We start from the raw sequence: 26,374 nt of genomic DNA, 5'->3' as shown, positions 1-26,374 counted from the left end.
CCACACCGCCTAGTGGTGATAGACCGCCCACACCCCAAGCAACGTCAGGCACCACATCACCGCGCCGGGCACGATCACCAGGTAGTTCCACAGGTTAAAACGCGCATTGCTCTGCCCCTCCGGGTCACCTGCCGCGAAATTGACCAGGCCTTGGGCGTGTTGAAGGATGTAGGCACACAGCGGAACGGCCAGGAGCATCAGGGGCTTATAGGCAAACCAGGGCTGAAAACGGTCAGCGGCCATTTCGAAAAGCCTGGCACCTACCGTGACCACGACGAATACCGTCGCCCACTGCTCAAAGTCAAAATCGAACTTTCGACCGCTGCGGGCCACGCTATCATCGGCCCGGCGATAGAGCTGGTGGATAAAGAATATAAAGAAAATAGCCCGCGCCAACGGCCAGATATCCAGCTGATGGGCTTTCTTGTACAAGCTCCAGTTTTTATACGACCAGATGTAGGTGTACAGCCCAAAGCTGAGCAAGCTCAACACCAGCAGCTTGGTTTTGGAAATGACGTAAAACTCTGAGGACGTGTGTACCGTCTCGGTCAGCTCCGCCGTTGGCGGAGCGTAGATATTGTCGCTCACTGCTTGTTTCCCCTTAAGTCCCTTTAAAGTTCAAGTGAGTGCGTCAAACCATTCCGGCGAGCTTCAGCTCACTCTTCAGGTACGCATAGTAAATCGGCCCCGCCACCACACCCGGCAGGCCGAATGCGGCTTCGAACACCAGCATTGCCAGCAGCAATTCCCACGATTTGGCACTGATCTGCCCGCCGACGATGCGCGCATTGAGAAAGTACTCAACCTTGTGGATCACGATCAAATACCCCAACGCCGCCACCGCCACCCAAATCGACAGTGACAGCGCGACGATGGTGATCAGCGTATTGGACATGAGGTTGCCGATCACCGGCAGCAGGCCGAGCAGGAAGGTCAGCACGATCAGGGTTTTGGTCAGCGGCAGGTGAATCCCGCACAACGGCAGGACCACCGCGAGGAAGATCGCGGTGAACATGGTGTTGAGCGCGGCGATCTTGATCTGGGCGAAGACGATGTTGCGAAAGGCCTGGACCAGCAGGTGCAGGCGGTCGAACAACGCGGCGGCCAGCGGTTTGCGCTTGGTCAGGTCGGGCACGCGCTGCAGCGCGATGATCGCGCCGAGCACCATGCCGATCAGCAAGGTGACGAACATGTGCGCGGCGTCTTTGCCGACCAGTTGCAGCTCGCTCAGGTGTTTGCTCAGCCAATCGCCAATGGCCACGCGAAATTCCGCGGCGCTGGCGGGCAGGTAGGCGTCGAGGAACGGCGGCAACTGGCCGCGCGCACGGTCGACCACGCCCATGAATTTGTCGAGGGAAGCCCCGGGGTTTTCCGCTTCGTGGAGCAGGAAGCTGATGGCGCCGGCGAAGATCAACGTCAGCACGCTGACAATCAAGGTGCCGAGCAACGCCACAGCCAGCCAACGCGCGCGCCGACCTTCGATCAGCCGCTGTAACTGCGGGGTGAGCATGTTGACCAGTTCATAAACCAGCAGGCCGGCCAACAGGCTGGGCAGCAGTTTGAGCGGCAGGACCAGCAGTAATCCACCGAAAATGATGATGCAACTGACCAGCAACAACACGTGACGCTGAGAAAACGTTGGCATACAGCCTCAAAACGAACGGCGTTAAAGGATGGGCAGTCTGCCAGCCTTGAGGGAATCAAGCGAGAGTTCTGAAGAGTGCGAACACCGTCAGTGTGGGAGCGGGCTTGCTCGCGAAAGCGGTCGTTCAGTCAATGATGTGTTGAATGACCCACCGCTTTCGCGAGCAAGCCCGCTCCCACAGGGGATTCGCGTTATCAGCTTCCTTTGAGGCAAGTGCTCATAAAGGTCTTGCGTGCATCGCCGGTCAACGCCTTGGTTTTTGCCGTGGCATTGCAGTCTTTCATCTTCTGCTGCTGGGGCGTCAGGGTCTTGGCGTCGTTGGCTGCAGGAGCGGCCTTGAGGCAGGTGCTCATAAATGTTTTGCGCTCGTCGCCGGTCTTGCCTTTGGCTTCGGCGTTGCACGTGGTCATTTTTTGTTGCTGGGCGGTCTGTGCAGCGGTGGCGGCAAACCCTTGGGAACACAGCAGCAGGCCCATCATCAACAGCGGAATACGCAGCATCTTCATGGAGTTTTCTCCCTGTTACCGTGCCGGGGGGGCACGGCCTACGCAGGAGTGTAGTCAAAGCCTGTTACATCTTCACCGGCTGCGAATATTTGTTCGGCGATACTGCTCCGGCGTGCAGCCGGCGTGGCGCTGGAACATGGCGATAAACGCCGAGGCGGTGCTATAACCCAGGTCAAACGCCACGTGTTGCACGCTGTGGTCGCTGTCCAAGGCCTCGATGGCCGCCAGATAGCGCAGGCGCTGGCGCCATTCGCCAAAGCTCATGCCCAGTTCGCGCACAAACTGGCGCGCCAAGGTGCGCTCGCTGACGTGCACTTGCTCAGCCCACTGCGCCAGCGGGCGGTTATCGCCCGGTTGAGCCTGCATGCCTTCGAGCACGCCGAGCAGCCCGGGGTGGCGCGCATAGGGCAGGAAGCAATCGTGAATCGGGGCTTGCTTGAGTTGGTCCACCAGCACCTGGGCCAAACGGATGTCGGCTTCGGTCTGCGCAATATTGACGTCACGCTGGGCAAAGTCGCTGAGGATGGCCTTGAGAATCTCGCTGATCGCCAGGGTGCACGGCGCTTTCGGCAATTGCTCGCAGAGTTCCGGGGCCAAACCCACCGAGCGATAGACTATCGCTTGGGCGTTGTAAGAACTGTGCTCGGTGTTCGGCGGGATCCAGACCGCGTACTGCGGCGGCGACATAAAGCGGCTGCCGGCGACCTCCATGCGCATCACGCCGTTGGCCGAATAGTCCAGCGAACCCCAGAAATGCCGGTGCGGTGTGCACTCGGTGTCGGGGGCGAAATCCGAGTAACGAAAGTAGACCGGGCTCGGCAGGCTGTGGAAATCCGCGAGGCGTACGGTGTGTCTGGCCATATTGTCTGGATACAAAGGTCGTTTGTCTGGATCGCAGTATAGGCTTCGATCCAGACAAGGGATAATCCTGCCTCATCAACACACCTGGTTTCTTTCGATGCAATACGCCTATCCCCTGCTGGCCATTTTTATCTGGGCTGGTAACACCGTGGTCAACAAACTGGCCGTGGGCACGATTTTCCCCGCAGAGATCGGCTTTTACCGCTGGTTGCTCGCGGCGCTGCTGTTTACCCCGTTCATGCTCAAGCCAGTGATTGCCAACTGGGCGCTGATCCGCCCGAACCTGGGCAAGATCTTCATCCTCGGCGTGCTGGGCATGGCGGTGTACCAAAGCCTGGCTTACTACGCCGCGACCCTGACCAGCGCCACCAACATGGGCATCATCCTCTCGCTGATGCCGTTGATGTCATTGACCGCCGCCATCATCAGCCTCGGCCAGCGCCTGACCTTCGGCGCGCTGACCGGCGCGGTGCTGTCGTTCGCCGGCGTGGTGGTGGTGGTCTCGGCCGGCAACCTCGGCGCACTGCTGCAACACGGGCTCAACCTGGGCGACGGCATGATGCTGATCGCCACGCTGGCCTACGCGGTCTACAGCACCCTGCTGAAAAAATGGCAGCTGCGCCTGCCGCCGTTGGTGTTGCTGTACCTGCAGGTGCTGGTGGCGGTGGTGGTGTTGTTCCCGCTGTTCCTGTTCTCGACCAAGGCGGGCCTGGGCTGGGCGAATATTCCGCTGGTGCTGTACGCCTGCTTGCTGGCGTCGATGCTCGCACCCCTGGCGTGGATGCACTCGGTGAAAACCCTGGGGCCAAGCCGCACCACGCTGTTTTTCAACTTGCTGCCGTTGATTACCGCGCTGATTGCGGCGGTGGTGCTGAAGGAAGAGTTGGCGCTGTACCACTTGGTGGGCGGCTTGCTGACGTTGGGCGGGGTGATTTTGTCGGAGCGTTGGACGACGCCGGTGCGCCGTGAGGTCAGTGTGGCCTGATACACCGCTATCGCAGGCAAGCCAGCTCCCACAGTTGACCGTGTTCCAACCTTGGAATGTGGGAGCTGGCTTGCCTGCGATGAACGATAACGCGGTCCACCTGCTAAACCCCCGCCGCCTTCAGCCTTCGCGCATGCTCAACAAACAACCGAATCGGCTCCGCGCCCTTGCCCACCAGCCCCAACGACTGGTTGACGATATCAAAGTGGTCCAGCGCATAGTCATCGCCGATCACCACGCCCAGGTGTGAGCTATAGCGCCCGACCATGCCGTCGCACTGGCCCTTCTCCCGCACAAAACTGCGGGCGAATAACCGGCAACTGCGGTTCGTGCCGTCCAGCAGGTTCCGCCCGCGATCAGTCTTGCCCGGCTGCAAGGTGCCGGACCACGAGTAATAACGCACGCCGTTGACCACCTCGGCGCCCTGCCCGCCCCAGGTTTCCGGCAGCCCTTGGGGATACTGGCGGTTAAACCGGGCCACGCCTTCGCACGTCAAGGACTGGTGCGACGCCTGTAAATCCGCCTTGAAGCGTGGCCCGCGATAACCGGTTTCCAGCAGGCCCATCACCCAGGCGACCAGATGAAACACCGCGCTCACGACCCGGCCTTTCCAGCGGTCCGGCGGATAGTGAATATGGAAATGGTCCGCCAATTCCGAACCGTGGTTGGGCCCGGCCACCGACGTCACCGACGCCACCCATTCCGGGCGCTTGGCCGCGGCATAACGGGCGGTGAGCGAGCCTTGGCTATGGCCGATCAGGTTAACCTTGTCGGCGCCGGTCTCGCGGCGGATCCGCTCGATCTGCACCAGCAACTGCTCGCCGCGCACTTCGCTGGAATCCAGCGGCGCCACCTGCACGGCAAACACCTGCGCGCCACCCGCCCGCAGTGCCGGGACAATGCCGTACCAGTAAGGGAACAGCACCAGGCGCACAAAACCCAGCATGCCGGGCACCAGCACGAGCGGGTAACGCGTGGCGAGGGATTCGGGCGTGCGGCGGGCATCCTGATTGGGGGCGATAACGTCATCCTAGACCACTCGACATGACCGCCCCATGACCGCCAGCGCTTTAGAAATGCCCGGCCAGGTCGTGCAACTGGCGCTCGGCTTCGTCACAGGCGCGCAGGAATCCGTGAAATCCGATAAAACTTTTTGCGTTGCGCGGGACTCACAACTGGGAGCGATCACGCCGGCAGAGCGTGGCGTAAAACCGGATTAGCACCAGGAGATTGAGATGACTGAAGCACATTTGACTGACGTTGCGACCCTGCGCTCACGCGCCCGCCAGAACGTCGAAAACGGCGCCGTGACCGAAGGCTACGACGCTGATCGCGAAGAAATCATCCGCCTGCTCAACGCCTCGCTGGCCACTGAGTTGGTCTGCGTGTTGCGCTACAAGCGTCACTACTTCATGGCCACCGGCCTGAAAGCCAGCGTCGCCGCTGATGAATTCCTCGAGCACGCGACCCAGGAAGCCGAGCACGCCGACAAACTGGCCGAGCGCATCGTGCAATTGGGCGGCGAGCCGGAGTTCAACCCCGACCTGCTGTCGAAGAACTCCCACGCCCAATACGTGGCCGGCAATAACCTGAAAGAAATGGTCTACGAAGACTTGGTGGCCGAGCGCATTGCGGTGGACAGCTACCGCGAAATCATCCAGTACATCGGCGACAAAGACCCGACCACACGTCGCATCTTCGAAGAGATCCTGGCCCAGGAAGAAGAACACGCCGACGACATGGCCGACATTCTGCAAGACCTGTAACCCGCAACACTGCAATACCTCAATACCCTTGTGGGAGCGGGCTTGCCCGCGATAGCGATCGATCAGTCAGCTCATTTTTCGACTGTTACACCGCTATCGCAGGCAAGCCAGCTCCCACATTTGCATTCGGGTGTTGTCAGTTACTTTTCACGGTTTTCGGCGCCTTGCCTTCCTTCATCTGCTGCAGCAACGGCGCGCACTGGTTGGGCTCATCGCCGCTTGGCGCGACCAAGGCCAACAACCCAGCCGCCGGGCCGGCGATCACGCCGAGTGCAACCATACCCGCGCCACGCAGCATCAGCGGCACCGCCTTCACACCCGCATTCGGCTTGATAAACGGCCCGTTGACGTACAGCGGCGAGCGCAGCGAGAACAGGCGAAAGCCTTTCGACTCAGGCGTGATCGTGAGGTCCAACTGCTCGGTGGCCATGTTGGCCGTGCCGTCGATGTAGATGATCGCGTTCTCGGTATCGAACACAAACAGGCGGGTGGTGGCCAGGCCGGTCTTGATGCCGAAGTCCGCCGCCGCGCAGTTGATCTTCACTTCCTTGTCGCCGAACAGGCGGCCCACCACGTAGTTGCCCACGTTGAGCCCGGCAATTTCCATCAAGCCACGGCTGATCGCGCCATCGTTGATAAGCATTTTCAGGTCGCCGTTGGAGGTACCCAACAGCGCCGCCACGGAATTACCACGCCCGGAAATATCCGCATCACCGTTGAGTTCACCAAAGCTGGTTTTCATCGGTTCGAAGGTCGGGAACAGCTGCTTGAGCTTGAAGTTGCGCGCGGTGAGTTTGGCGCGCCCTTCCATCGGCACGGTGCGGCCGTTCAAGCGAATCTGCGCATCCAGCTTGCCGCCCGCCACGCCGAAACGCAGCGGCTCCAGGCTGAGTTCGCCATCGTTGAGCACCAGGTGTGTGTAGAGATCGGTGAAGGGTAAATCGGCACTGTGCACGATGCGTTTGCCGGTGAATTCGACGTCGGCGTCCATGTCGCGCCAGCGTTCGGTGCGGAACTCCTCCACCGGCAGCACCTTGGTCGCTGGTTGTTTGCTTTCACCGCCACGGGCCTTTTGCTTGGCGTTGGAGTCTGCGCCGATCAGCGGCGCAAGGTCATTCATCAGCAGTTGGTTGGACACCAGCGCGCCGCTGAGCTTGGGCCGTGGTTGACTGGCGACGTAACTCAGGTTGCCGTGGATGTCGCTGTCGCCGATTTTGCCGTTGAAGTTCTCATAGGTGAACGAGGCGCCGCTGGCTTCATGCAGCTTGGCGATCAGGTGACCGTCGGTGGAATAGGCGGGGGAATCGGGCAGCGTCACGCCGGTCAGCGGGTATAGGTTACCCAGGCTGGTGCCTGCCAGTTTCAGGCGCAGGTCCAGTGCGCCGAGGTTCAGCGGGTCGGTCAGGGTGCCGGCCAGGGCGATGCGGGTGTCGGCGATTTTCACCTGGGCTTGCAGCGGGAACGGCTTGGCCGCGTCCTGCAGGGCCAGCAGGCCGCCGATCTTGCCGGCGCCGTCGAGTTTCTGGCCGTGGTATTGGCCTTTAACCTTAAGGCCGAATGCGTAGTCCTGAGGCGCCGAGCCTTTTTCCAGGGCCTTTTTGGCATCCGCATCGCCCACGATTTCACCGAAAGGAATTGGCTTGCCCAGCGGGTCAATGATCACGTCGAGCTGGGTCTTGAGGGTTTGGTCGTCGAGGGTCACGTGGCCCTTATCGAAGCCGATGGCGCCGATGTCGACCACCCAGCTGGAAGGCTCGGCGTTGGGGTCTTTGGGGTCGAATTTGAAGGTCCAGTTGGCACGGCCGTCGGCCAGGCGCTGCAAGTCGGCACTGGGTTCAGTGAGGTCGATACGCGGGATCACCACGCGTTGTACCAACAGCGCCAACGGCGAAATACGCAATTCAACGCGCTTGAGCGTGACCATTTGCGGTTTCTTCGACCAGTCGGGGTTGCCCAGCGTCAGGTCTTCGGCGATCACGTGCGGCCACGGCACCCAGGCGCGCCAACCGCCTTCATCCGGCTCACGTGCCCACACCACTGCAAGGTTGCCATTAATGGCAAAGGGGCGATGCAGCTCTTCGGAGACCTTGGCATTCAGGGGCGGCTTGATGCGGTTCCAGTCGAAGAACACCAGCAACAACACCACCACGGCGATTAACAGAACGAAGCTGGCGCAGCTCCAAGCGACAATTTTACGAGTGCGCGTCATTGCACAGGACTCCTGATTACGACTGAGGGCGCGCGCTGCCGCGCACCTTTTGACTACAGCTTATAGGGCTACGACTGACAAATGGTCTGGGGGTTTACCCGGAGTTCGAATTCATCGCAAAAAAAGCGATTCCTCCTACAGCTCAAGTCGACCAAACCATCAACACTGCACCAGTGTTACCCACGAACGGGTCGAAAATACCCACCATGGTGCAAAACCGCGGGCTTGAGAGGTGCGTGCTAGAGCCTCTGCCGGGAACAATCAATTCTGTTGATTATTACCATTGTGTTTATGAACTTTTATATCGACTTATCGAGAGTAGCATTAGCCCTGTACCCACTTTATCGCCCTCCCAAGGAGCAACCATCATGAAACGCCAATTACTCGCTACCGTTCTGCTGTCTGTCCTGGCTTCCAGTGCTTTTGCCCTGCCAGCCGCTGAACAAGCCACCCCACAGAACAAAGCTCAAGCCGTTCAGGCCAGCCAAACCCTGGCTCGCAGCGGTTCGCAAGAAGACGAAAACCGTGACTACGCCAAAGGCGCTGTTGCAGAAAACGGTTCGGAACACGCCAACAAACGCGCTTACACCGAAGGCGTTGCCGAAGGTGGCCGTGATCGCCTGGAACAGAAAGGCCTGGTAGAAGGCGGTGCTGAACAAGCCAACGACCGCGCTTACACCCAAGGTGTTGCCGAAGGCGGTGCTGACCGTCTGCAAGAACTGCATCAAGCACAGAGCTAAGCCCGTGGTGGCCGAGAAAAAAGCCCGATCAGCCGATCGGGCTTTTGCTTTTTGATAGACCGCGTCCCGCCTCACCCCGCCAAGTTCGACGCCGACGAAGCGGTTTTGCTAGAGTGCGTCGCTGTACTTGCCGACAAAGCCAACCCGCCGATGCTGCCCCGCGCCGAACAGAAGCAACAAACCCGCCTCGCCTTGATGGACGCAGCCCGCCATCTGATGGAGTGTGGCCGTGGGTTCGGCAGCCTGAGCCTGCGCGAAGTGGCCAAGACCGCCGGCATTGTGCCGACCGGGTTCTACCGTCACTTTGACGATATGGATCAACTTGGGCTGGTCTTGGTCAGTGAAGTCGGCCAGACCTTTCGCGCCACGATTCGCCTGGTACGCCACAACGAGTTCGTGATGGGCGGCATCATCGATGCGTCCGTGCGGATTTTCCTGGATGTGGTCTCGGCCAACCGTTCGCAGTTCCTGTTCCTGGCCCGTGAACAATACGGTGGCTGCCTGGCCGTGCGCCAGGCCATCGGCGCCCTGCGCGAAGACATCACCCGCGACCTCGCCGCCGACCTCACGCTGATGCCCAAACTCCAGCATCTCGATCCCGACGGTTTGCACGTAATGGCCGACCTGATCGTCAAGAGTGTGTTCGCCACCCTGCCCGACATCATCGACCCGCCCGCCCAAGCCCTGCCCGCCCATCTCACGCCCCAGGCGAAGATCACCCAGCAACTGCGCTTTATCTTTATCGGCCTCAAGCATTGGCAAGGCCTGGGCAGCACCGAGTAAGCCGTCAGCCAGCCGGGTGAAAGCGCTTGGCGGTGGTGTAGTGTTTTTTCCAGTAGTGGCTGTTCAATAAATCGATGCGAACGCGCTTGCCGCTACTGGGCGAGTGGATGAATTTGCCTTGGCCTATATAAAGGCCCACATGGCTGACACCGCTGCGCCCATTGCCCTTGAAAAACACGGCATCGCCCGGTTTGAGCGCCTCTCGCGGGATCGTCCTGGCACTGGACCGGTGCATGGCTGTCGTCGTGCGCGGCAAACGAATATTGACTTCGGTCTTGAACAGATAAACCAGGAAGCCGCTGCAATCAAACCCCTGATCAACCGAGTTCCCACTGCCGTTATAGGGCGTGCCGAGCAACGCTTGGGCGCGATCGATCATGTTGTCGATAGAGGCCGTAGCACCGGCGTTCGCAGGCACTTTCAAATTGGCCGAGGCAGGGAAGACGGCACAGGCCAGACTGACAATGAGTGAACATAAAAATACTTTGAACATGAGGGCGTCGCTGTGAATTGAATACGGCGCACATCGTAGTGAAACAGCGCGTAACTTTTTGAGCGACAAATCCCGCTATTGCGTAGGACATATCCGAGAAAAATCCAATGCGAATTGGATGAAAGAAATTTCATGCAGTACACAGCGGATCTCAACGCAGAACGCCCACATCTGGTGCTATAAATCCATTAGCGCACCATTTAGAGGCGCAGTAGGAATTGACTGACGCCCCGTTCGGTGGCGCGACCGTGCTTGCCTACAGGGAATTCCCATTCGCGCGTGCGGTTGGCAAGACCCTTGCTCTAGCTCTTTTATCGCTCATAGCTGGAAGCCTCCTGATGCTGGTGATCCACCGCCGAATCGCCCCCCAAGCCCTCTGGGCCGCTGAACTGCTGCTGAATTTCGACGCACGCAGCAAGAGCCGGCTGCGCTGTTTCAGTGCCGATGGCGAAGACGTCGGCCTGTTTCTGGAGCGCGGCCAGCCGCCGTTGCACGATGGCGAATGCCTACAGGCTGAAGACGGACGCGTCGTACGCGTCGTTGCCCGCCCTGAACAACTGCTGCACGTCACCTGCAGCAATGCGTTTGAACTGACCCGCGCGGCCTATCACCTCGGCAACCGCCATGTGGCCCTGCAAGTCGGCGACGGCTGGCTGCGCCTGCTCGATGACTACGTGCTCAAGGCCATGCTCGAACAGCTGGGCGCGCACACCGAAACCATCGAAGCCCCGTTCCAACCGGAACACGGCGCCTATGGCGGTGGCCATCACCATTCGCGCCATGGCGATGAAGACTTCAACTACCCGCCCAAGCTGCACCAGTTCGGCGTACGTCTATGAACCCAGCCTGGGCGCTGTTGCGTCTGGCCAGTCCGCAATTGCCGATTGGTGGCTACAGCTATTCCCAGGGCCTGGAGATGGCCGTGGAAAATGCCCGCGTCCATGATGCCGCGAGTGCTCGACGCTGGATCAGCGACCAGTTGCTGCTCAACCTTGCCCGCTTCGAGGCGCCGCTGCTGCTTGCCCATTGCCGCGCGGCAGCCGAACAGGACTGGCCGCGCCTGGCGCAATGGTGCGAAGAGCACCGCGCCAGCCGCGAGACCCGCGAGCTGTATCAGGAAAGCCGGCAGATGGGCTACTCCCTGCAACAGCTGCTCAACGGCTTGCCGGAACTGGACGACGCAGCACGTGGGTTTCTGGCGCAGTGCGCCGAACCGCACCTGGCCCTGGGTTGGGCCCTGGCGGCGCGCGCCTGGCACATCAACCCTGACGACGCCCTCGCCGCCTGGCTGTGGAGCTGGCTGGAAAACCAACTCGCCGTATTGATGAAAACCCTGCCGTTGGGCCAGCAAGCCGCCCAACGCCTGACCAGTGAACTGCTGCCGTTGCTGCAACAGGCCCAGCAGGATGCAGCCCGTATCGACCCCAACCATTTCGGCAGCGCCGCGTTCGGCCTGTCCCTGGCGTGCATGGCCCACGAGCGCCAGTACAGCCGCTTGTTCCGTTCCTAAGCCCTTTTAGTTCAGTGGAGAAGCACATGAACACACAACCTTTGCGCGTCGGCATCGGCGGCCCGGTAGGCTCCGGCAAAACCGCCCTGACCCTGGCGCTATGCCTGGCCCTGCGTGACCGCTACAACCTGGCCGTGGTGACCAACGACATCTATACCCGCGAAGACGCTGACTTTCTGGTGCGCAACCAGGCCCTGGCGCCGGAACGCATCATCGGCGTGGAAACCGGTGGCTGCCCGCACACGGCAATTCGTGAAGACGCCTCGATCAACCTCGAAGCCGTCGACCAGCTCAACCGGCGCTTTCCCGGCCTGGACCTGATCCTGGTGGAGTCCGGTGGCGACAACCTGTCGGCAACCTTCAGCCCGGAACTGTCGGACCTGACCATCTACGTGATCGATGTGTCGGCCGGCGACAAGCTGCCGCGCAAAGGCGGGCCCGGTATTTGCAAATCCGACTTGCTGGTGATCAACAAGATCGACCTGGCCCCACTGGTAGGCGCCTCGCTGGAATTGATGAACAGCGACACCACGCGCATGCGTAACGGCAAACCCTTTGTGTTCAGCAACCAGAAAACCGGCGTCGGCCTGGATGAAATCGTCGCCTTTATCGAACGTCAGGGCTTGCTCACTGCGGCCTGATCTCACCCTGAAAGGAGCCTGTACATGGGTCTCAACAAACTTCTCGCAACCGCCACCCTGCTGCTCGCCCCGGCCATCGCCTTCGCTCACCCCGGGCATGGCGATAACGGGCTGGTCGCCGGCATCAGCCACCCATTGGGCGGTATCGATCACTTGCTGGCCATGGTCGCGGTCGGCCTCTGGGCCGCGCAGCAAAAAGGCAACGCGCGCTGGGCACTGCCTTGCGCGTTTGTCGGCACCATGCTGATTGGCGGCTTGCTCGGCTTTGAAGGCCTGGAACTGCCGGCGCTGGAAAGCGGGATTGCCGCCTCGGTTCTCGCGCTGGGCCTGGCGGTGGCGCTGGCGGTACGGCCGCCGCTGTTTGTTGCGGTGGCTGCCACGGCGTTGTTTGCGCTGTTCCATGGTGTGGCGCACGGTTTGGAGCTGCCGGACATGTCCAGCCCGTGGGCGTACGCGGCCGGTTTTGTCGGCGCGACGGCGGTGTTGCACGCTGCCGGGTACGCGCTGGTGCGTTATCTGCCGGCTGCGGCTGCACCGTTGGTGCGGGTGGCCGGGGCGGCGTCGGCGGCGACCGGGGTTTGGTTGCTGGCAGGCTGACCTTGATCGTTCCCACGCTCCGCGTGGGAATGCAGCCCAGGACGCTCCGCGTCCCAAGGCCTGACGCAGAGCGTCAGAAAATGCGTTCCCACGCAGAGCGTGGGAACGATCAGCCTGCTACCATGCGCGCCTACACCCCTGCCGTGACGACGCCAGCCGATGCCCATCGCTTCTCAAACTTCCTTGAACACCGTGCTCACGCACTTCCACGACCTGATCGTGCCGCTCTGGCAAGGCCCGGGCTGGAATGCCGAGCTGGCGTTGCCCTATGAGGCGCTCGACGCCGACCACCGGCCGTTGCCCCCACAACGCTACCGCGCCATGGCCTGTGCCCGACAGCTGTACCTGTTCGCCAGCCAGATCGGCGAGCCCGGCGCGGCCTTCGCCGAAGAACGCGCGGCGGCGCTGTTCCGCTCCCTGCAGCGGCACTTCCACGATGCCGAGCATGGCGGCTGGTTCTACAGCATCGACGCCCACGGCAAACCACTGGATAAGCGCAAAGACCTCTACACCCACGCCTTCATCATCTTTGCCTGCGCCCACTACTGGGCCAAAGTCCGCGAGCCACTGGTGGAATCGGTGCTCGATGCGGCGCTCGAAGTCGTCGCCCAACGCTTCGCCACCGGCGACGGCCTGTACGAAGCGGTATTGGAACGCAATTGGTCATCGCTCAAGTCCGGCCCACTGCAGAACCCGCTGATGCACCTGGCCGAAGGCTTTCTCGCCACCCTGGCCGTGCGTGAAGACGCCGTCACGCAAGATGCACTGCTGGACCTGGCCACGGCCATGCAAAAGCGCTTCATCGACCGCCAGCACGGCGTGATGATGGAGAAACCGCTGGGTGCTGTGGATAACTGGTTTGAGCCGGGGCACCAGTTCGAATGGTTCTATTTGCTCGAGTCTTCAGACGTACTGCGCGGCACGCCGTTGCACGCCTCACTGACGCGAGCGTTTGCCTACGCCGAGCTCAAGGGTGTGGATAAATCGAGTGGCGCGGTCAGCGGCATGCTCGCCCTGGACGGCACGGTGCGCGACGGCACGCAACGAATCTGGGCCCAGGCTGAATACCTGCGGGCACTGACCTTGCGGCCTGGCAGTGACGCGGTGTTGCAACGCCAATTGCTGGCGCTGCAGCAGCACTTTTTACATGAGAAAGGCTGGCATGAATGCCTGGATGCCAAGGGCGCCGTGAGCCGCCGGGACATGCCGTCGACTACGCCGTATCACTTGGCGACCTGTTATCAGGGTTTGATCCAGCATTTGGGCTGACCTCAAGGGCCCTATCGCAGGCAAGCCAGCTCCCACATTTTGAATCGGTTCACAATTCAACTGTGGGAGCTGGCTTGCCTGCGATAGCCTCACCTCGGTCTAACTGACCTCACGCGATCCACTTGCGATCCCCAGTAAAACTGATCGTCAACCACCGCGCCGCATCCGGCGTGCCGAGACCTGTGGATATCTCTTCGCGCAGCCCATCAAGGGTGGCGACGTTATCCACCGGGTAATTCGCCGGCAACACCACATGAATCTCGATAAACCGCGCCCGCCCGTGCTTTTGCACGTAGGACACGTAATCGTCGAAACCATGCTTGGCCTGGGCCGCGTCCATCACTTCACGTACTTTGTCGTCCAAGTGATCCGGGGCAATCCCGAGCACCTCGCGCAAGGCCGGGCGCAGGATCTTGAACGCCGGCGCCAGCATGCTCAGGGCCAGCAGAATCAGGATCAACGGGTCGACATACACCGCCCACTCGCCATAGCCCTGGGACTTGAGCAACAGCGCGGCAAGAAAGCTGATCAGCAAGCCCACCGACAGCATCGCGTCCACCAGCCAGCTGATGTTGTCGAACTGGATCAAAGAGGACTTCAGCGTGCGATTGCGATAACGCACGTAGAAGAAATAGGCGAATTCGACAACGGTAAACACCGCCGCGTAGACGATCACCAACCCCAGCTCAATTTCACGCCCGCCATTGATAATGCCGAACACGCCGTTGAGAAACGCATAGATGGCAATCAGCAGCAGGAAGCTGCCCTCGATCAGCAGCACCATCGGCTCCAGATGCCAATAGCCAAACTGGAAGCGCTCGTTGCTTTTCTTGGCGATCAGCTTGGCCGTGATCAGCATCAACACCTTGATGGCGGTGGCGATCAGCGAGAAAAAACCGTCGAATAGAATGGATTGGGCGCCAGAAATCACACCCGTGACAATCCCGGCGATCGCCACGGCGAACATCAGGATGGTCGATTGTTTGAGCAGTGCCTGCTCACCTCGGTTACTCACATTTCCTCCTGTCAAAACCTTTAAACCGCACAGTGCGGAGGGGTTTTCAGGAGGGGAGTGTACCTTATGTCGTGTTTTGGCCGATTTGCCGCCATCGCAGGCAAGCCAGCTCCCACATTTTGACCGTGCAAACCCGATCACATGTGGGAGCTGGCTTGCCTGCGATGAACCCGACGCGGTCTTGAGCCTTACTTGGCCCCACGCTCAATCGCAAACCCGGCCCAGGTCTGGCTCACCGGCATCAGCTCCAGGCGGTTGATGTTCACATGCGCCGGCGTGTTCAACACCCAGAAGATGGTATCGGCAATGTCCTGCGGCTGGATCGGCTCGGCACCGGCATAGGTCGCGTCATAACGCGCCTGGTCGCCACCGAAGCGCACCAGCGAAAATTCGCTCTCACACAGCCCTGGCTCGATGTTGGTGACGCGCACGCCGGTGCCTTGCAGGTCGCAGCGCAGGTTCAGCGAGAATTGCTTCACGAATGCCTTGGAGCCGCCATACACGTGGCTGCCCGGGTACGGGTAGCTGCCGGCGATAGAGCCGAGGTTGATGATCCCGGCGCCACGGCCGTGAGCGATCAGGCGCGGCAGCAGCAGGCTGGTGGTGGTCAGCAGGCCCTTGATGTTGGTGTCGACCATGGTTTCCCAATCGTCGAGGCTGCACTTGGGCGCCGGGTCAGTGCCCACGGCCAGGCCGGCGTTGTTGATCAGGCCGCGCAGTTTGGCAAACGAGGGCGGCAGGTTGGCGATGGCGTCTTCCATGCCCTTGCGGTCACGCACGTCGACGACCAGGCCATGCACTTCGGTCTGCTTGGAAAGCTCTTCGACCAACGCATTCAAACGGTCGGCACGCCGGCCGGTGAGCACCAGTTTCCAGCCGGCCTCGGCAAAACGACGGGCGCAAGCCTCGCCGAAACCTGAGGTGGCGCCAGTAATAAACAGCGTGTCGGACATGGTGTTCTCCTTGCGGGCATCGGGGAAAAATCAGCCAGCAGAATGCCCTTACGCCGCGATTGCGGCAACCGCTAAGCACACACCTTCACGCACAGCTGATCATTTTTTGATCATCGCGAGCAAAGCCTTATGCCCCGTGGCCTGCAGCCATATGCGCGCAGGTTATCCACAACTGCGCCCACAGTCTTTGGGGGCAAGTGTGAAAAGCCAAAAGCCGCTGTATACAAGGCTTGCAGCCTGATTTAGAAAGTTTTTTGCTTGACCTGGCGCGGGGCATATGTAGGCGCACGTAAAGAGGGAAAATCCGAACGATGGCTCCAGGCCAGTCATTCCGGCCTCTGCGGCACTCTTTCCAGAGTTTAGTCACAGACTTATCCACAGGCTTGGCGGACATATTCCGGTCACATACCTGTGTCTTTAAACAGGTTGACAAAAGGGTTGTGTGGTCACGAAAAACCCGCTGATCATAAAACAACCACCGCGCTACAGGCCACGTGGTTAAAGGCTTTCAGCCAGCTACTCCCACGTTACCCACAGCCGGTTCCACAGCGAATGGGGACAAGTCAAAACTGTGACAAAACAGGGATTTGCGGCGGCTATATGTCGCGCTTTGGAGGGTGGCTGGATTTGTTTTCCACAATTTGCCGAAGGTGCTGAAAACACCGAAAACAAATGTGGGAGCGGGCTTGCTCGCGAATGCGGAGGGTCAGTCAATACATCTGAAACTGACATACCGCATTCGCGAGCAAGCCCGCTCCCACAGGGGACTTGCGCCAGGGTTTAGATCAGTGCCCGCCGAGGTAGGCGTTGCGCACCTCTTCATTCACTAACAGCTCTTTACCGGTGCCCGTCAGGCGAATCTCGCCGTTGACCATCACATAAGCGCGGTCCGACAAGCGCAGCGCGTGGTTGGCGTTCTGCTCCACCAGGAAGATGGTCATGCCGGTCGCCGCTAGTTCACGCAAGGTGGCGAAAATCTGCTTCACCACAATCGGTGCCAGGCCCAGGCTCGGTTCGTCCAGCAGCAGCAGCTTGGGCCGGCTCATCAGCGCGCGGGCGATGGCGAGCATTTGCTGTTCACCGCCGGACATGGTCATGGCGCGTTGGGTGCGGCGTTCCTTGAGCCGCGGGAACAGCTCGAACATGCGCTGCATGTCTTCCTGCGCGTATTTGTCGCCAATCGGGATGGTGCCCATCAGCAGGTTTTCCTCGACGGTCATGTCGGGGAATACCCGCCGCCCTTCCGGCGACTGCGCAATGCCGTTGGAGGCGATGTAGTGGGACGACTTGTGGGTAATGTCGACGCCGTTGTAGAGGATCTGCCCCGATTCGGCGCGTGGCTGGCCGAAGATCGACATCAACAGCGTGGATTTGCCCGCGCCGTTGGAGCCGATCAGGCTCACGGTTTCGCCTTCGTTGATGTGCAGCGAGACTTTTTTCAGGGCCTGGATCGGCCCATAAAACACGTCCAGGTCCTTCATTTCGAGGATAGGCGCACTCATACCAGCTCCTCTTCGTCTGCGCCCAGGTAGGCGGCGATCACTTTCGGGTCGTTGCGGATCGCGTCCGGGCCGCCTTCGGCGATCACGTTGCCGTGGTCGAGCACCACGATGTGGTCGGAAATACTCATTACCATGCCCATGTCGTGTTCGATCAGCACCACCGTGAGGTCGTGTTCGTCGCGCAGCAGGCGAATCATCGCGCTGAGCGCTTCGGTTTCCTGCGGGTTGAGGCCCGCTGCCGGTTCGTCCAGGCAGATAATCTGCGGCCGCGTGCACATGGCGCGGGCGATTTCCAGGCGGCGCTGCTGGCCGTAGGAAAGCTCGCCGGCCAGGCGGTTGGCACAGTCCACCAGGTCGACCACTTCCAGCCAGTAGAAGGCGTGGTCGAGGGCGTCGCTCTCGGCCTTGCGGTAGCTCTTGGTGTTGAGAATACCGGCAAGCATGTTGCGGTTGACCCACATGTGCTGGGCGACCAGCAGGTTTTCCAGCACCGACATTTCCTTGAACAGGCGAATGTTCTGGAAGGTCCGCGCCAGGCCTGCGCGGTTGACCAGGTGGGTGCCGCCGAACATCTTGTAGTACACCCGGCTGAGGAAGCTTTTCGGCGATACGAAGTCGACGGCTTTGAAACGCTCGCCGAGCAGCTGGATCACGTTGGTCTGCTTGCCCCGCACGTTGAGTTCGATCTTGCCGCCACTGGCTTTGTAGAAGCCGGTGAGGCAGTTGAACACGGTGGTCTTGCCGGCGCCGTTGGGGCCGATCAGGGCAAAGATCGAGTTGCGTTCTACCTTGAGGCTCACATCGCTCAAGGCCTTGATGCCACCGAAGTGCATCATCAAATGTTCCACGGAGAGCACGACTTCCTTGCTCATGGCGCTACCCCCTTGCGTGGCGTCACACCGGTACGGCTGATCCGAATCAGGCCGCGCGGTCGCCAGATCATCATCACCACCATCAACACGCCAAACAGCAGCACGCGGTACTCCGAGAAGCTGCGCAGCAACTCTGGCGCGACGGTCAATACGAACGCCGCAATCACCACGCCGACCGTCGAGCCCATGCCACCCAGCACCACGATGGCCAGGATCAGCGCCGACTCGAAGAAGGTGAACGATGACGGGTTGACGAAGCCTTGGTAGCTGGCAAAGAACACCCCGGCCAGACCGGCCGTGGACGCGCCAATGGTGAACGCCGAGAGCTTGACCAGCACGTGGTTCAGGCCCATGGAACGGCAGGCGATTTCATCTTCGCGCAAGGCTTCCCAGGCACGGCCGACCGGCATGCGGGTCAGGCGATGCTTGATGTAGAGCACGGCCAATACCACCAGGAACAGCACGATGTAGATGAACATGAACTTGATGTTGGGGTTGTAATCGATGGCGAAGAATTCGTGGAATGGAATCCCACCGTCCTTGGCTTTGCGCCCGAACTCAAGGCCCAGGAAGGTCGGAGACGGCACCGGCATGCCGTTCGGGCCACCGGTAAACGACAGCCAGTTGTTGAGCACCAGGCGAATGATTTCACCAAAGCCCAGGGTCACGATGGCCAGGTAATCGCCATGCATTCGTAGCACCGGGAACCCGAGTATGCACCCCGCCAGCGCCGCACAGATTGCCGCCAATGGCAGCACCGTCCAGAAGCCCAGGCCGAGGTATTGATAACCCAGCGCCAGGCCGTAAGCGCCGATGGCGTAGAACGCCACGTAACCCAGGTCGAGCAAGCCGGCCAGGCCCACCACGATGTTCAGGCCCAGGCCCAGCAGCACGTAGATCAGCCCGAGGATGACCACCGTCAGCAGGTACTTGTTGGCGAAGATCGGGAACACGATGGCGATCACGATCAGTGCCGGGATGATCCAGCGCAGGCGCGACTTGTAGTCCGGCGGCAGCACGTGCACACCAGAGCCACTGCTCTCGAAACCCTGCAGAATCTTCAGGCCCTTGGGGGTTTGCAGGAACAGGCTCAGGGCAAAGCGCCCGGCCATGACGATGGCGACCAGCACGGCCACGCGCGCCGGTTCCAGGTTGAAGCTGTAGCCGTCGAGGACCACGCCGACGATCGGACCGAACACGATCAACGAAATCAGCCCGGCGAGGACCGTATCGACCACACTTTTCTTGATATCAATCGATTTGGCAGCAGACATGTTTACACCTTCGCCACGAGTGGGCGACCAAGCAGGCCCTGAGGACGGAAAATCAGAATCACCACCAGCAGGGAGAAACTGAACACGTCTTTGTAGTCAGAGTTGATCAACCCCGAGAACAGCGACTCGGAGATACCCAGGATGATCCCGCCAAGCATCGCCCCAGGCAGGGAGCCGATGCCGCCGAGTACCGCTGCGGTAAACGCCTTGATGCCGATGATGAAGCCGGCATAGAAGTCGAAGGTGCCGTAATTGAGGGTGATCAGCACGCCGGCCAGGGCGGCCATGGCGGCACCGATGACGAACACGTAGGAGATCACGCGGTCGGTGTTGATGCCCAGGATCGAGGCCATCTTGCGGTCTTGCTGGGTCGCGCGGCACATGCGGCCGAGCTTGGTGTATTTGATGACGTAGGTCAGCAGGCCCATGCCGAGGAACGCGGCCACCAGGATGAACACCTTGGTGTAGGTCAACTGCACGAAACCACTGCCGATATCGACGCGCCAGGCGCCGGCCAGCAGGGTTGGAATGCCTTGTTGTTTCGCGCCCTGAGCAATCTGCGCATAGTTTTGCAGGATCAGGGAAATACCGATGGCGCTGATCAGCGGTGCCAGTCGGGTGGAGTTGCGCAGCGGTTTGTAGGCAACACGCTCGATGACCCAACCGTAAACGCCGGTGACGACCACGGTGAATATCAAAGTGCCGAGAATGAGCAGCGGGAAGGATTCGATGCCGAAGTAAGCCAGCAGTGCCAGACTGATCGCCGCGAGGTAAGCGGAAATCATATAAACCTCGCCGTGGGCGAAGTTGATCATGCCAATGATGCCATAGACCATTGTGTAGCCGATGGCGATCAGGCCATAGACCGACCCGAGGGTCAGGCCGTTGACCAGTTGCTGCAGGAAAATACCATCCATAACGCAATCTCACGCGGTGAGCACCTGCACACCGAGGGGTGTGCGGCGCTTCTGGAGGAAAAGACAGATCTGTTGCCGAACACGATGGAGCAGGCAACGAGGTTCCCTGTGGGAGCTGGCCTTGTGTGGGAGCTGGCTTGCCTGCGATGCAGACACCTCGGTACTTCAGCAATACCCAGGCGATGCAATCGCAGGCAAGCCAGCTCCCACACAAGGCCAGCTCCCCTGGAGTTCAGGGGTGCCGGTTAAATCGCGCTATTACTTCTGCTTTTCCAGCTGGTGGTACTTACCGTCTTTGTCCCACTGGTAAACCACGTAGTCGGAGATTTTCAGGTCACCCTTGGTGTCCCAGGCTTTTTCGCCCATGACGGTTTTCACCGGGTGAGACTTGAGCCACTTGGCGGCGTCTTCGCCTTTGTTGGACTTGGAACCGTTGAAGCCGGCGGCCAGGGCCTGGATCGAGGCGTAGGCGTACAGGGTGTAGCCTTCAGGCTCGGTGCCATTTTTGCGGAACTCTTCCACCACGGTCTTGCTGTCTGGCAGCAGGCGCGGGTCGGCGCCGAAGGTCATGTAGACGCCATCTACATACTGCTTGCCGCCAGCGGTAGCGACCAGTTCGTCGGTGACAACGCCGTCATCGGACATGAACTTGACGTCTTTGAGGCCAGCTTCACGAATCTGGCGAACCAGTGGACCGGCTTCCGGGTGCAGGCCGCCGAAGTACACAACGTCAGCACCGGTGGAGCGGATTTTGGTCACCAGGGCGCTGAAGTCTTTCTCGCCACGGGTCAGGCCTTCTTCCAGCACCGGCTTGACGCCGCGCTTGGTCAACTGGGCAGCGGTGGCGTCGGCCAGGCCTTTGCCGTAGGTGTCCTTGTCGTTGATAACCGCGACTTTCTTGCCCTTGAGCACGTCGACGATGTAGTCGCCGGCCACGATGCCTTGCTGGTCGTCACGCCCGCACATACGGAACACCGCGCCCAGGCCACGCTCGGTGACCTGTGGGTTGGTGGAGCCCGGGGTGATCATGATGATGCCCGCTTCGTCGTAAACCTCGGAAGCCGGGATGGTGTTGGACGAGCAGAAGTGCCCGACCACGCCGATCACTTTGTCCTGGTCTGCCAGGCGGTTGGCGACCGCTACAGCCTGCTTCGGCTCACAGGCGTCGTCGCCGGGCACCAGTTTGATCTGCTCGCCGTTGATGCCGCCGGCCTTGTTGATCACATCGGCTGCCGCTTGGGCACCCTTCATGTACTGCTCACCGAAAGCTGCGTTGGCGCCAGTCATCGGCCCCGCTACGCCAATCTTCACATCAGCTTGAACAAACGCAGAAACACCCAGCGCCGCTGCAACGGCGAGGGCCAGAAAGCCTTTCTTGTAAAACGTCTGGGACATGAGTGGTGCTCCGAGGTTTTTGTTAATTGGCACTACGAATTCACGACGAACTTTCACGGGAAAGCCCAGAGCAAGGCGCGTGCCATTAGTTTTTTATTCTTCAAAAAGACACGGTGTCATTGTTATTACAGGCGTTTCGACTCCTTTTGCCAGGACGTGCAACCGTCTAGCATCGAGAGGTGCAACCGATGGATTCAATAAGTACAACCCTGGCAGGTCGCACCGGCAACCAGGCAGATAAACGACAGTTCCTGCACCTGTAACAATGTGCGTAACGGAACTGCACATTTACAGTGCGTGATTGCTACGACTTGCACCAATACAGATTAGTAGCCTGCTAAGAAAATGCAGGCTTTTGACAGGTATTTCGCTGATCAGATCACGATCCGCAGGCATTGGCCGGCGTGATACAGCGAGAATCCAGCTTCGTAGAGGCAACTGCGCAGGCCCACCCCGGCCAGCGGTTGCATCGGTGCGAAGGGAATCGGCAAGGCCTGGGGGTTCTGGTGACACAAATAGTCAGCAAATGCCTTGCCCACCACGCTGCCGGTGGTCACGCCACGCCCGTTATAGCCGGTGACCGCCACCAGGCCGGGCGCCGGTTCGAACAGGCGCATCAAGTGATCAGGTGTGAAGGCAATGCAGCCGGTCCAGGTGCATTCCCACTGCACCGATTTGAGGTACGGGAAGTAGTGCTGCTGCACCCGATCGGCCCACGCCTTTAGAAACCACGTGGGTTTCTGGTTGCCGTTGCCCAGGCTGCCGAGCAACAGGCGGCCATCGGCGTCGCGGCGGATGCTGCTGAGTACCTGGCGCGTGTCCCACGAGCCCTGCCCGCCCGGCAGGATCTGTTCGGCGGCCGCATCCGTCAGCGGGGCCGACGCGACCTGGTAGTAATAGCCGGGGAAGAAGTTGCGCCGCAACTCGGTCCATTCGCCCTCGGTGTAGGCGTTGGAGGCGATCACCACTTGTGCAGCCTGCACTGAGCCTTGGGCGGTCTGTACTGACCATTGCGCGCCTTGGCGTTCCAGCTGGGTGACGGGGGAATGGTCGAACAACTGCCCGCCAAGCCCGGCGGCGGCATTCGCCAAACCCGTGGTGTACGCCATTGGGTTCAGCGTGCCGGCGCGCCGGTCCAGCAACGCGGCGGCAATCTTTTTGGTCCCGGTGGCGTGCTCGCACGCCTGGCCGGTCAGCAATTCAACCGGCGCGCCACGGCGCTTCCATTGTTCTTCACGACTGCGCAAATCCGCCTCGCCTCGGGCGTTGTGCGCCATGTGCAAGGTGCCCTCGCGGCGCAATTGGCAATCGATGTTGTATTTGTCGATCAGGCTGAACACCAGTGACGGCGCCGCGCCCAACATGCGGTTGAGCTGGCTGCCCACCGCCTCGCCGAAACCGGCTTCGATCTCGTCCGGGGGAATCCACATGCCGGCGTTGACCAGCCCGACGTTACGCCCCGAACCGCCATGGCCGGTGCGATGGGCCTCCAGCACGGCGACGCTTTTACCTTGCTCCAGCAAGTGGATGGCGGCCGACAAGCCGGTGATCCCGGCGCCGATCACGCACACATCGACCTTGACCTCGCCCTTGAGCGCGGCGCGATCGGGTCGGCCAGGGGTGAGTTGTTCCCATAAACATGTTTCGCGTAATGCCATTGCCAGACTCCGATGAGACCTAACAAACCACCATTATTCTGAATTGCGAACTCAATCAACTGTGGGAGCTGGCTTGCCTGCGATATCGGTGTATCAGTCACCACCGCTATCGCAGGCAAGCCAGCTCCCACATGACCTCACTGCGGCCTGAAAGTCAGTCGAAGGTAATACCCTGCGCCAGCGGCAATTCCAGCGAATAGTTCACGGTATTGGTCTGGCGACGCATGTAACCGCGCCACGCATCCGAACCCGACTCACGCCCGCCACCGGTCTCTTTCTCACCGCCAAACGCGCCGCCGATTTCTGCGCCGCTCGGGCCGATATTGACGTTGGCGATGCCGCAATCACTGCCCACCGCCGACATGAACTGCTCGGCTTCACGCACATCGGTAGTGAATATGCACGACGACAGGCCTTGCGGCACGGCGTTGTTCAAACGCAGGGCTTCGGCAAAGTCGCTGTAGCCGATCACATACAGAATCGGCGCGAAGGTTTCGGTGCACACCACGTCGCTTTGCTCGGGCATCTCCACAATGGCCGGTGACACGTAGTAGGCATTCGGGAATTTATCTTCCAGCTGACGCTTGCCGCCGAACACCTTGCCGCCTTCGCTCAAGGCTTGTTCCAGGGCGTCCTGCATGTTGTCGAAGCCGTGCTTGTCGATCAGCGGGCCGATCAGGTTGCCTTCCAGCGGGTGACCGATGCGCACCTTGGAATAAGCCGCCTTGAGGCGGGTGACGATTTCTTCCTTGACCGACTCATGGGCGATGAGGCGGCGCAACGTCGTGCAACGCTGGCCGGCGGTGCCGACGGCACTGAACAGGATGGCACGTACGGCCATGTCCAGGTCGGCGCTTGGGCCGAGGATCATCGCGTTGTTGCCGCCCAGCTCGAGGATGCTGCGGGCGAAACGTGCGGCGACTTTCGGCGCCACTTCGCGGCCCATGCGGGTGCTGCCGGTGGCGCTGATCAGCGCCACACGCGGGTCATCCACCAGCGCAGCGCCGGCGTCACGGCCGCCGATGATCACTTGGCTCAGGTACTGAGGCGCGTCCTTGAAGTTTTTCAGCACGCGCTCGAACAGCGCCTGGCAGGCCAGCGCGGTGAGCGGGGTTTTTTCCGATGGTTTCCAGATCACTGCGTTGCCGCACACCAGCGCCAGCGTGGTGTTCCACGCCCACACGGCCACCGGGAAGTTGAAGGCGCTGATTACGCCGACCACGCCCAGCGGGTGCCAGGTTTCACGCATATGATGGCCTGGGCGCTCGGAGGCGATGGTCAAACCGTACAGTTGGCGCGACAGGCCAACGGCGAAGTCGCAGATGTCGATCATTTCCTGCACTTCACCCAGGCCTTCCTGAGTGATCTTGCCGGCTTCCCACGACACCAGCTCACCGAGGTCGGCCTTGTATTCACGCAATACGTCGCCGAACTGGCGTACCAGCTCGCCGCGACGCGGTGCCGGCACTTTGCGCCAGGCCTCGAATGCATGCTCGGCGCGACTGACCTGCTGCTCCACCTCGGCGGCACCTTCCCAGTGCACACTGCCGATACGGCTGCCGTCGATCGGCGAATGCACGGGTTGTTTCCCCGACTGGTACAGCGCCGGGTTCACCCCGAGACGGTCAAGCAATGCGGCAACCATGGGTCACTCCTTCAATCTCAAACAGAAAATTCGCGCCGCCACCGACACGGCGATCCAGGCCTTATTTGTAGCTGGCCCAAGACTTGCCAACAAACGACGATTAGGCGAGATATCATTCCGTTTATTCATGCAAAGAATAAAAAGAGGCGTGCCGTGCTGAACAAAAGACATTTGCCCTCGATCACCGCCCTGCAGTGTTTCGAAGCCGCCACCCGCCACCTGAGCTTCACCCGCGCCGCCGAGGAACTGAACCTCACGCAGAGCGCGGTGAGCAAACAGGTGGCGCAGCTGGAAGAATTGCTGCAACACCTGCTGTTTCGCCGAGTGCGCCGTCGTTTGCAGATGACCCCGGCGGGGGATTTGTATTTGGTGGAAGTGAGAAAAATCCTCACGCAGGTGGAGATGTCCACCCATTACCTGCGCTCCTACGGCGGCGAAACCGAAGTGCTGCGCGTCTCCACGCCCTACACCTTCGGCGCGCGCTGGCTGGTGCCGCGTCTTAAAGGCTGGCGTTTGCGTCACCCGCAGATCCATTTGGACCTGTGCAACGAGCAGGAGCCGGACGAACTGCTGCAAGGCAAGGCCGACATGGCCTTCTACTTCGGCCAGGGCTCACGCCCCGGCACCGAGAGCTTGAAGTTGTTCAGCGAAGAACTTGTGCCGGTGTGCGCGCCGGAAAGCCTGCCCGCGCAGCCGTTCACCGACCCGACGCAACTGAGTGACCTGGTGCTATTGCAGAACGCCTCGCGGCCGCAAGGCTGGCATGACTGGTTTGCCAGCCAGGGCTTTCATACCGAGCACAGCTACCACGGGCCGCGTTTCGACACCTTTTATATGTGCATCCGCGCGGCGCAGGTGGGCTGTGGCGTGGCGCTGCTGCCACGCTTTCTGGTGGAAGAAGAACTGGCCGAGGGCAAGCTGGTGATCCCCTGGCAGCATGCGATGCCCAGCCAGGATGCGTATTACCTGGCGTATCCGGAGCATTCGGCCGAGGTGCCCAAGGTGCGGGAGTTTGTGAAGTGGATGATGGAACAAGTTTAGTTTTTTTTGCCTGCACCGCCGCCATCGCAGGCAAGCCAGCTCCCACATTTGGAATGCATTTCAACTGTGGGAGCTGGCTCGCCTGCGATAGGGCCAG

At 60.6% G+C, this 26,374-nt stretch carries 27 protein-coding genes; 11 read left to right on the top strand and 16 right to left on the bottom strand.

The window, feature by feature from the left end; translation table 11 throughout:
• Nucleotides 1-9 precede the first annotated feature (9 nt).
• The 4 genes from PspR76_RS03130 to PspR76_RS03115 form a co-directional block, all read right to left on the bottom strand.
• Complete coding sequence (locus tag PspR76_RS03130; RefSeq protein WP_159953920.1) at nt 10-588, bottom strand: hypothetical protein; 579 nt, start codon at nt 586-588, stop codon at nt 10-12.
• Nucleotides 589-631: 43 nt separating this feature from the next.
• A complete protein-coding gene (locus PspR76_RS03125; protein ID WP_159953919.1) occupies nt 632-1,645 on the bottom strand; it encodes an AI-2E family transporter in 1,014 nt (337 codons plus the stop codon).
• Nucleotides 1,646-1,839: 194 nt separating this feature from the next.
• On the bottom strand, nt 1,840-2,151 hold the full coding sequence (locus PspR76_RS03120) for a PsiF family protein (RefSeq protein ID WP_106577661.1): 312 nt from the start codon (nt 2,149-2,151) through the stop codon (nt 1,840-1,842).
• 72 nt (nt 2,152-2,223) lie between these two features.
• Nucleotides 2,224-3,012: an AraC family transcriptional regulator gene (locus PspR76_RS03115; protein ID WP_159953918.1), complete on the bottom strand. Its 789-nt coding sequence runs from the start codon at nt 3,010-3,012 to the stop codon at nt 2,224-2,226.
• Between the two features lie 97 nt (nt 3,013-3,109).
• Between PspR76_RS03115 and PspR76_RS03110 the strand changes: the two genes are divergently transcribed.
• The gene (locus tag PspR76_RS03110; protein WP_159953917.1) at nt 3,110-3,997 is read left to right on the top strand and encodes a DMT family transporter; all 888 of its coding nucleotides are present in this window, start codon (nt 3,110-3,112) and stop codon (nt 3,995-3,997) included.
• Between the two features lie 103 nt (nt 3,998-4,100).
• Here PspR76_RS03110 and PspR76_RS03105 read toward each other — a convergent pair whose 3' ends face one another.
• Nucleotides 4,101-5,018, bottom strand: a complete 918-nt coding sequence (locus PspR76_RS03105; RefSeq protein WP_257792560.1) for an esterase/lipase family protein — start codon at nt 5,016-5,018, stop codon at nt 4,101-4,103.
• Between the two features lie 34 nt (nt 5,019-5,052).
• Here PspR76_RS03105 and PspR76_RS03100 point away from each other — a divergent pair, with 34 nt between their 5' ends.
• Nucleotides 5,053-5,217, top strand: a complete 165-nt coding sequence (locus PspR76_RS03100) for a hypothetical protein (protein ID WP_159953915.1) — start codon at nt 5,053-5,055, stop codon at nt 5,215-5,217.
• A gap of 15 nt (nt 5,218-5,232) precedes the next feature.
• Nucleotides 5,233-5,763: a ferritin-like domain-containing protein gene (locus tag PspR76_RS03095; protein ID WP_106577657.1), complete on the top strand. Its 531-nt coding sequence runs from the start codon at nt 5,233-5,235 to the stop codon at nt 5,761-5,763.
• A gap of 136 nt (nt 5,764-5,899) precedes the next feature.
• Here PspR76_RS03095 and PspR76_RS03090 read toward each other — a convergent pair whose 3' ends face one another.
• Nucleotides 5,900-7,972 (bottom strand): AsmA family protein, encoded by a 2,073-nt coding sequence (locus PspR76_RS03090; protein ID WP_159953914.1) that lies wholly within the window; start codon nt 7,970-7,972, stop codon nt 5,900-5,902.
• Between the two features lie 368 nt (nt 7,973-8,340).
• Here PspR76_RS03090 and PspR76_RS03085 point away from each other — a divergent pair, with 368 nt between their 5' ends.
• Nucleotides 8,341-8,712, top strand: coding sequence for a hypothetical protein (locus tag PspR76_RS03085; RefSeq protein WP_159953913.1), 372 nt, complete (start codon nt 8,341-8,343; stop codon nt 8,710-8,712).
• A gap of 150 nt (nt 8,713-8,862) precedes the next feature.
• On the top strand, nt 8,863-9,495 hold the full coding sequence (locus PspR76_RS03080; RefSeq protein WP_159961303.1) for a TetR family transcriptional regulator: 633 nt from the start codon (nt 8,863-8,865) through the stop codon (nt 9,493-9,495).
• 4 nt (nt 9,496-9,499) lie between these two features.
• On the opposite strand, the gene PspR76_RS03075 is transcribed toward PspR76_RS03080, so the two are convergent.
• Nucleotides 9,500-9,988: a C40 family peptidase gene (locus tag PspR76_RS03075; protein ID WP_159953912.1), complete on the bottom strand. Its 489-nt coding sequence runs from the start codon at nt 9,986-9,988 to the stop codon at nt 9,500-9,502.
• Nucleotides 9,989-10,326: 338 nt separating this feature from the next.
• Here PspR76_RS03075 and ureE point away from each other — a divergent pair, with 338 nt between their 5' ends.
• From ureE to PspR76_RS03050, 5 genes are all read left to right on the top strand, one after another.
• Complete coding sequence (gene ureE, locus PspR76_RS03070; protein WP_159953911.1) at nt 10,327-10,827, top strand: urease accessory protein UreE; 501 nt, start codon at nt 10,327-10,329, stop codon at nt 10,825-10,827.
• Nucleotides 10,824-11,498: an urease accessory protein UreF gene (locus PspR76_RS03065; protein WP_159953910.1), complete on the top strand. Its 675-nt coding sequence runs from the start codon at nt 10,824-10,826 to the stop codon at nt 11,496-11,498. The genes ureE and PspR76_RS03065 overlap by 4 nt, the downstream gene beginning before the upstream one ends.
• A gap of 26 nt (nt 11,499-11,524) precedes the next feature.
• Nucleotides 11,525-12,139, top strand: a complete 615-nt coding sequence (gene ureG, locus PspR76_RS03060) for an urease accessory protein UreG (protein WP_028615537.1) — start codon at nt 11,525-11,527, stop codon at nt 12,137-12,139.
• Between the two features lie 24 nt (nt 12,140-12,163).
• Nucleotides 12,164-12,736: a HupE/UreJ family protein gene (locus tag PspR76_RS03055; RefSeq protein ID WP_159953909.1), complete on the top strand. Its 573-nt coding sequence runs from the start codon at nt 12,164-12,166 to the stop codon at nt 12,734-12,736.
• Nucleotides 12,737-12,895: 159 nt separating this feature from the next.
• Nucleotides 12,896-14,005, top strand: a complete 1,110-nt coding sequence (locus PspR76_RS03050) for an AGE family epimerase/isomerase (RefSeq protein ID WP_159953908.1) — start codon at nt 12,896-12,898, stop codon at nt 14,003-14,005.
• Between the two features lie 109 nt (nt 14,006-14,114).
• Here the strand turns inward: PspR76_RS03050 and PspR76_RS03045 are convergent, their stop codons facing one another.
• From PspR76_RS03045 to amaB, 9 genes are all read right to left on the bottom strand, one after another.
• Complete coding sequence (locus PspR76_RS03045) at nt 14,115-15,020, bottom strand: cation diffusion facilitator family transporter (protein WP_159953907.1); 906 nt, start codon at nt 15,018-15,020, stop codon at nt 14,115-14,117.
• 188 nt (nt 15,021-15,208) lie between these two features.
• On the bottom strand, nt 15,209-15,973 hold the full coding sequence (locus tag PspR76_RS03040) for an SDR family oxidoreductase (RefSeq protein WP_101273714.1): 765 nt from the start codon (nt 15,971-15,973) through the stop codon (nt 15,209-15,211).
• A 785-nt stretch (nt 15,974-16,758) separates the two neighbouring features.
• On the bottom strand, nt 16,759-17,475 hold the full coding sequence (locus PspR76_RS03035) for an ABC transporter ATP-binding protein (RefSeq protein ID WP_069786861.1): 717 nt from the start codon (nt 17,473-17,475) through the stop codon (nt 16,759-16,761).
• Nucleotides 17,472-18,347, bottom strand: coding sequence for an ABC transporter ATP-binding protein (locus PspR76_RS03030; protein WP_159953906.1), 876 nt, complete (start codon nt 18,345-18,347; stop codon nt 17,472-17,474). The genes PspR76_RS03035 and PspR76_RS03030 overlap by 4 nt, the downstream gene beginning before the upstream one ends.
• Complete coding sequence (gene livM / locus PspR76_RS03025; RefSeq protein ID WP_159953905.1) at nt 18,344-19,621, bottom strand: high-affinity branched-chain amino acid ABC transporter permease LivM; 1,278 nt, start codon at nt 19,619-19,621, stop codon at nt 18,344-18,346. Before livM ends, PspR76_RS03030 begins: the two co-directional genes overlap by 4 nt.
• Nucleotides 19,622-19,623: 2 nt before the next feature.
• Nucleotides 19,624-20,538, bottom strand: coding sequence for an ABC transporter permease subunit (locus PspR76_RS03020; RefSeq protein ID WP_159953904.1), 915 nt, complete (start codon nt 20,536-20,538; stop codon nt 19,624-19,626).
• A 258-nt stretch (nt 20,539-20,796) separates the two neighbouring features.
• A complete protein-coding gene (locus PspR76_RS03015; protein WP_159953903.1) occupies nt 20,797-21,933 on the bottom strand; it encodes a branched-chain amino acid ABC transporter substrate-binding protein in 1,137 nt (378 codons plus the stop codon).
• A gap of 374 nt (nt 21,934-22,307) precedes the next feature.
• A complete protein-coding gene (gene amaA / locus PspR76_RS03010; protein ID WP_159953902.1) occupies nt 22,308-23,591 on the bottom strand; it encodes an L-pipecolate oxidase in 1,284 nt (427 codons plus the stop codon).
• 154 nt (nt 23,592-23,745) lie between these two features.
• Complete coding sequence (gene amaB / locus PspR76_RS03005) at nt 23,746-25,236, bottom strand: L-piperidine-6-carboxylate dehydrogenase (protein ID WP_159953901.1); 1,491 nt, start codon at nt 25,234-25,236, stop codon at nt 23,746-23,748.
• 153 nt (nt 25,237-25,389) lie between these two features.
• On the opposite strand from amaB, the gene PspR76_RS03000 reads away from it, so the two are divergent.
• Nucleotides 25,390-26,277, top strand: a complete 888-nt coding sequence (locus tag PspR76_RS03000; protein WP_159953900.1) for a LysR family transcriptional regulator — start codon at nt 25,390-25,392, stop codon at nt 26,275-26,277.
• Nucleotides 26,278-26,374: the final 97 nt, after the last annotated feature.

Source organism: Pseudomonas sp. R76 (assembly GCF_009834565.1).
Taxonomy (GTDB): domain Bacteria; phylum Pseudomonadota; class Gammaproteobacteria; order Pseudomonadales; family Pseudomonadaceae; genus Aquipseudomonas.
Note: the sequence above shows the minus strand (reverse complement) of the source record. Positions and strands in the feature narration are given on the sequence as shown.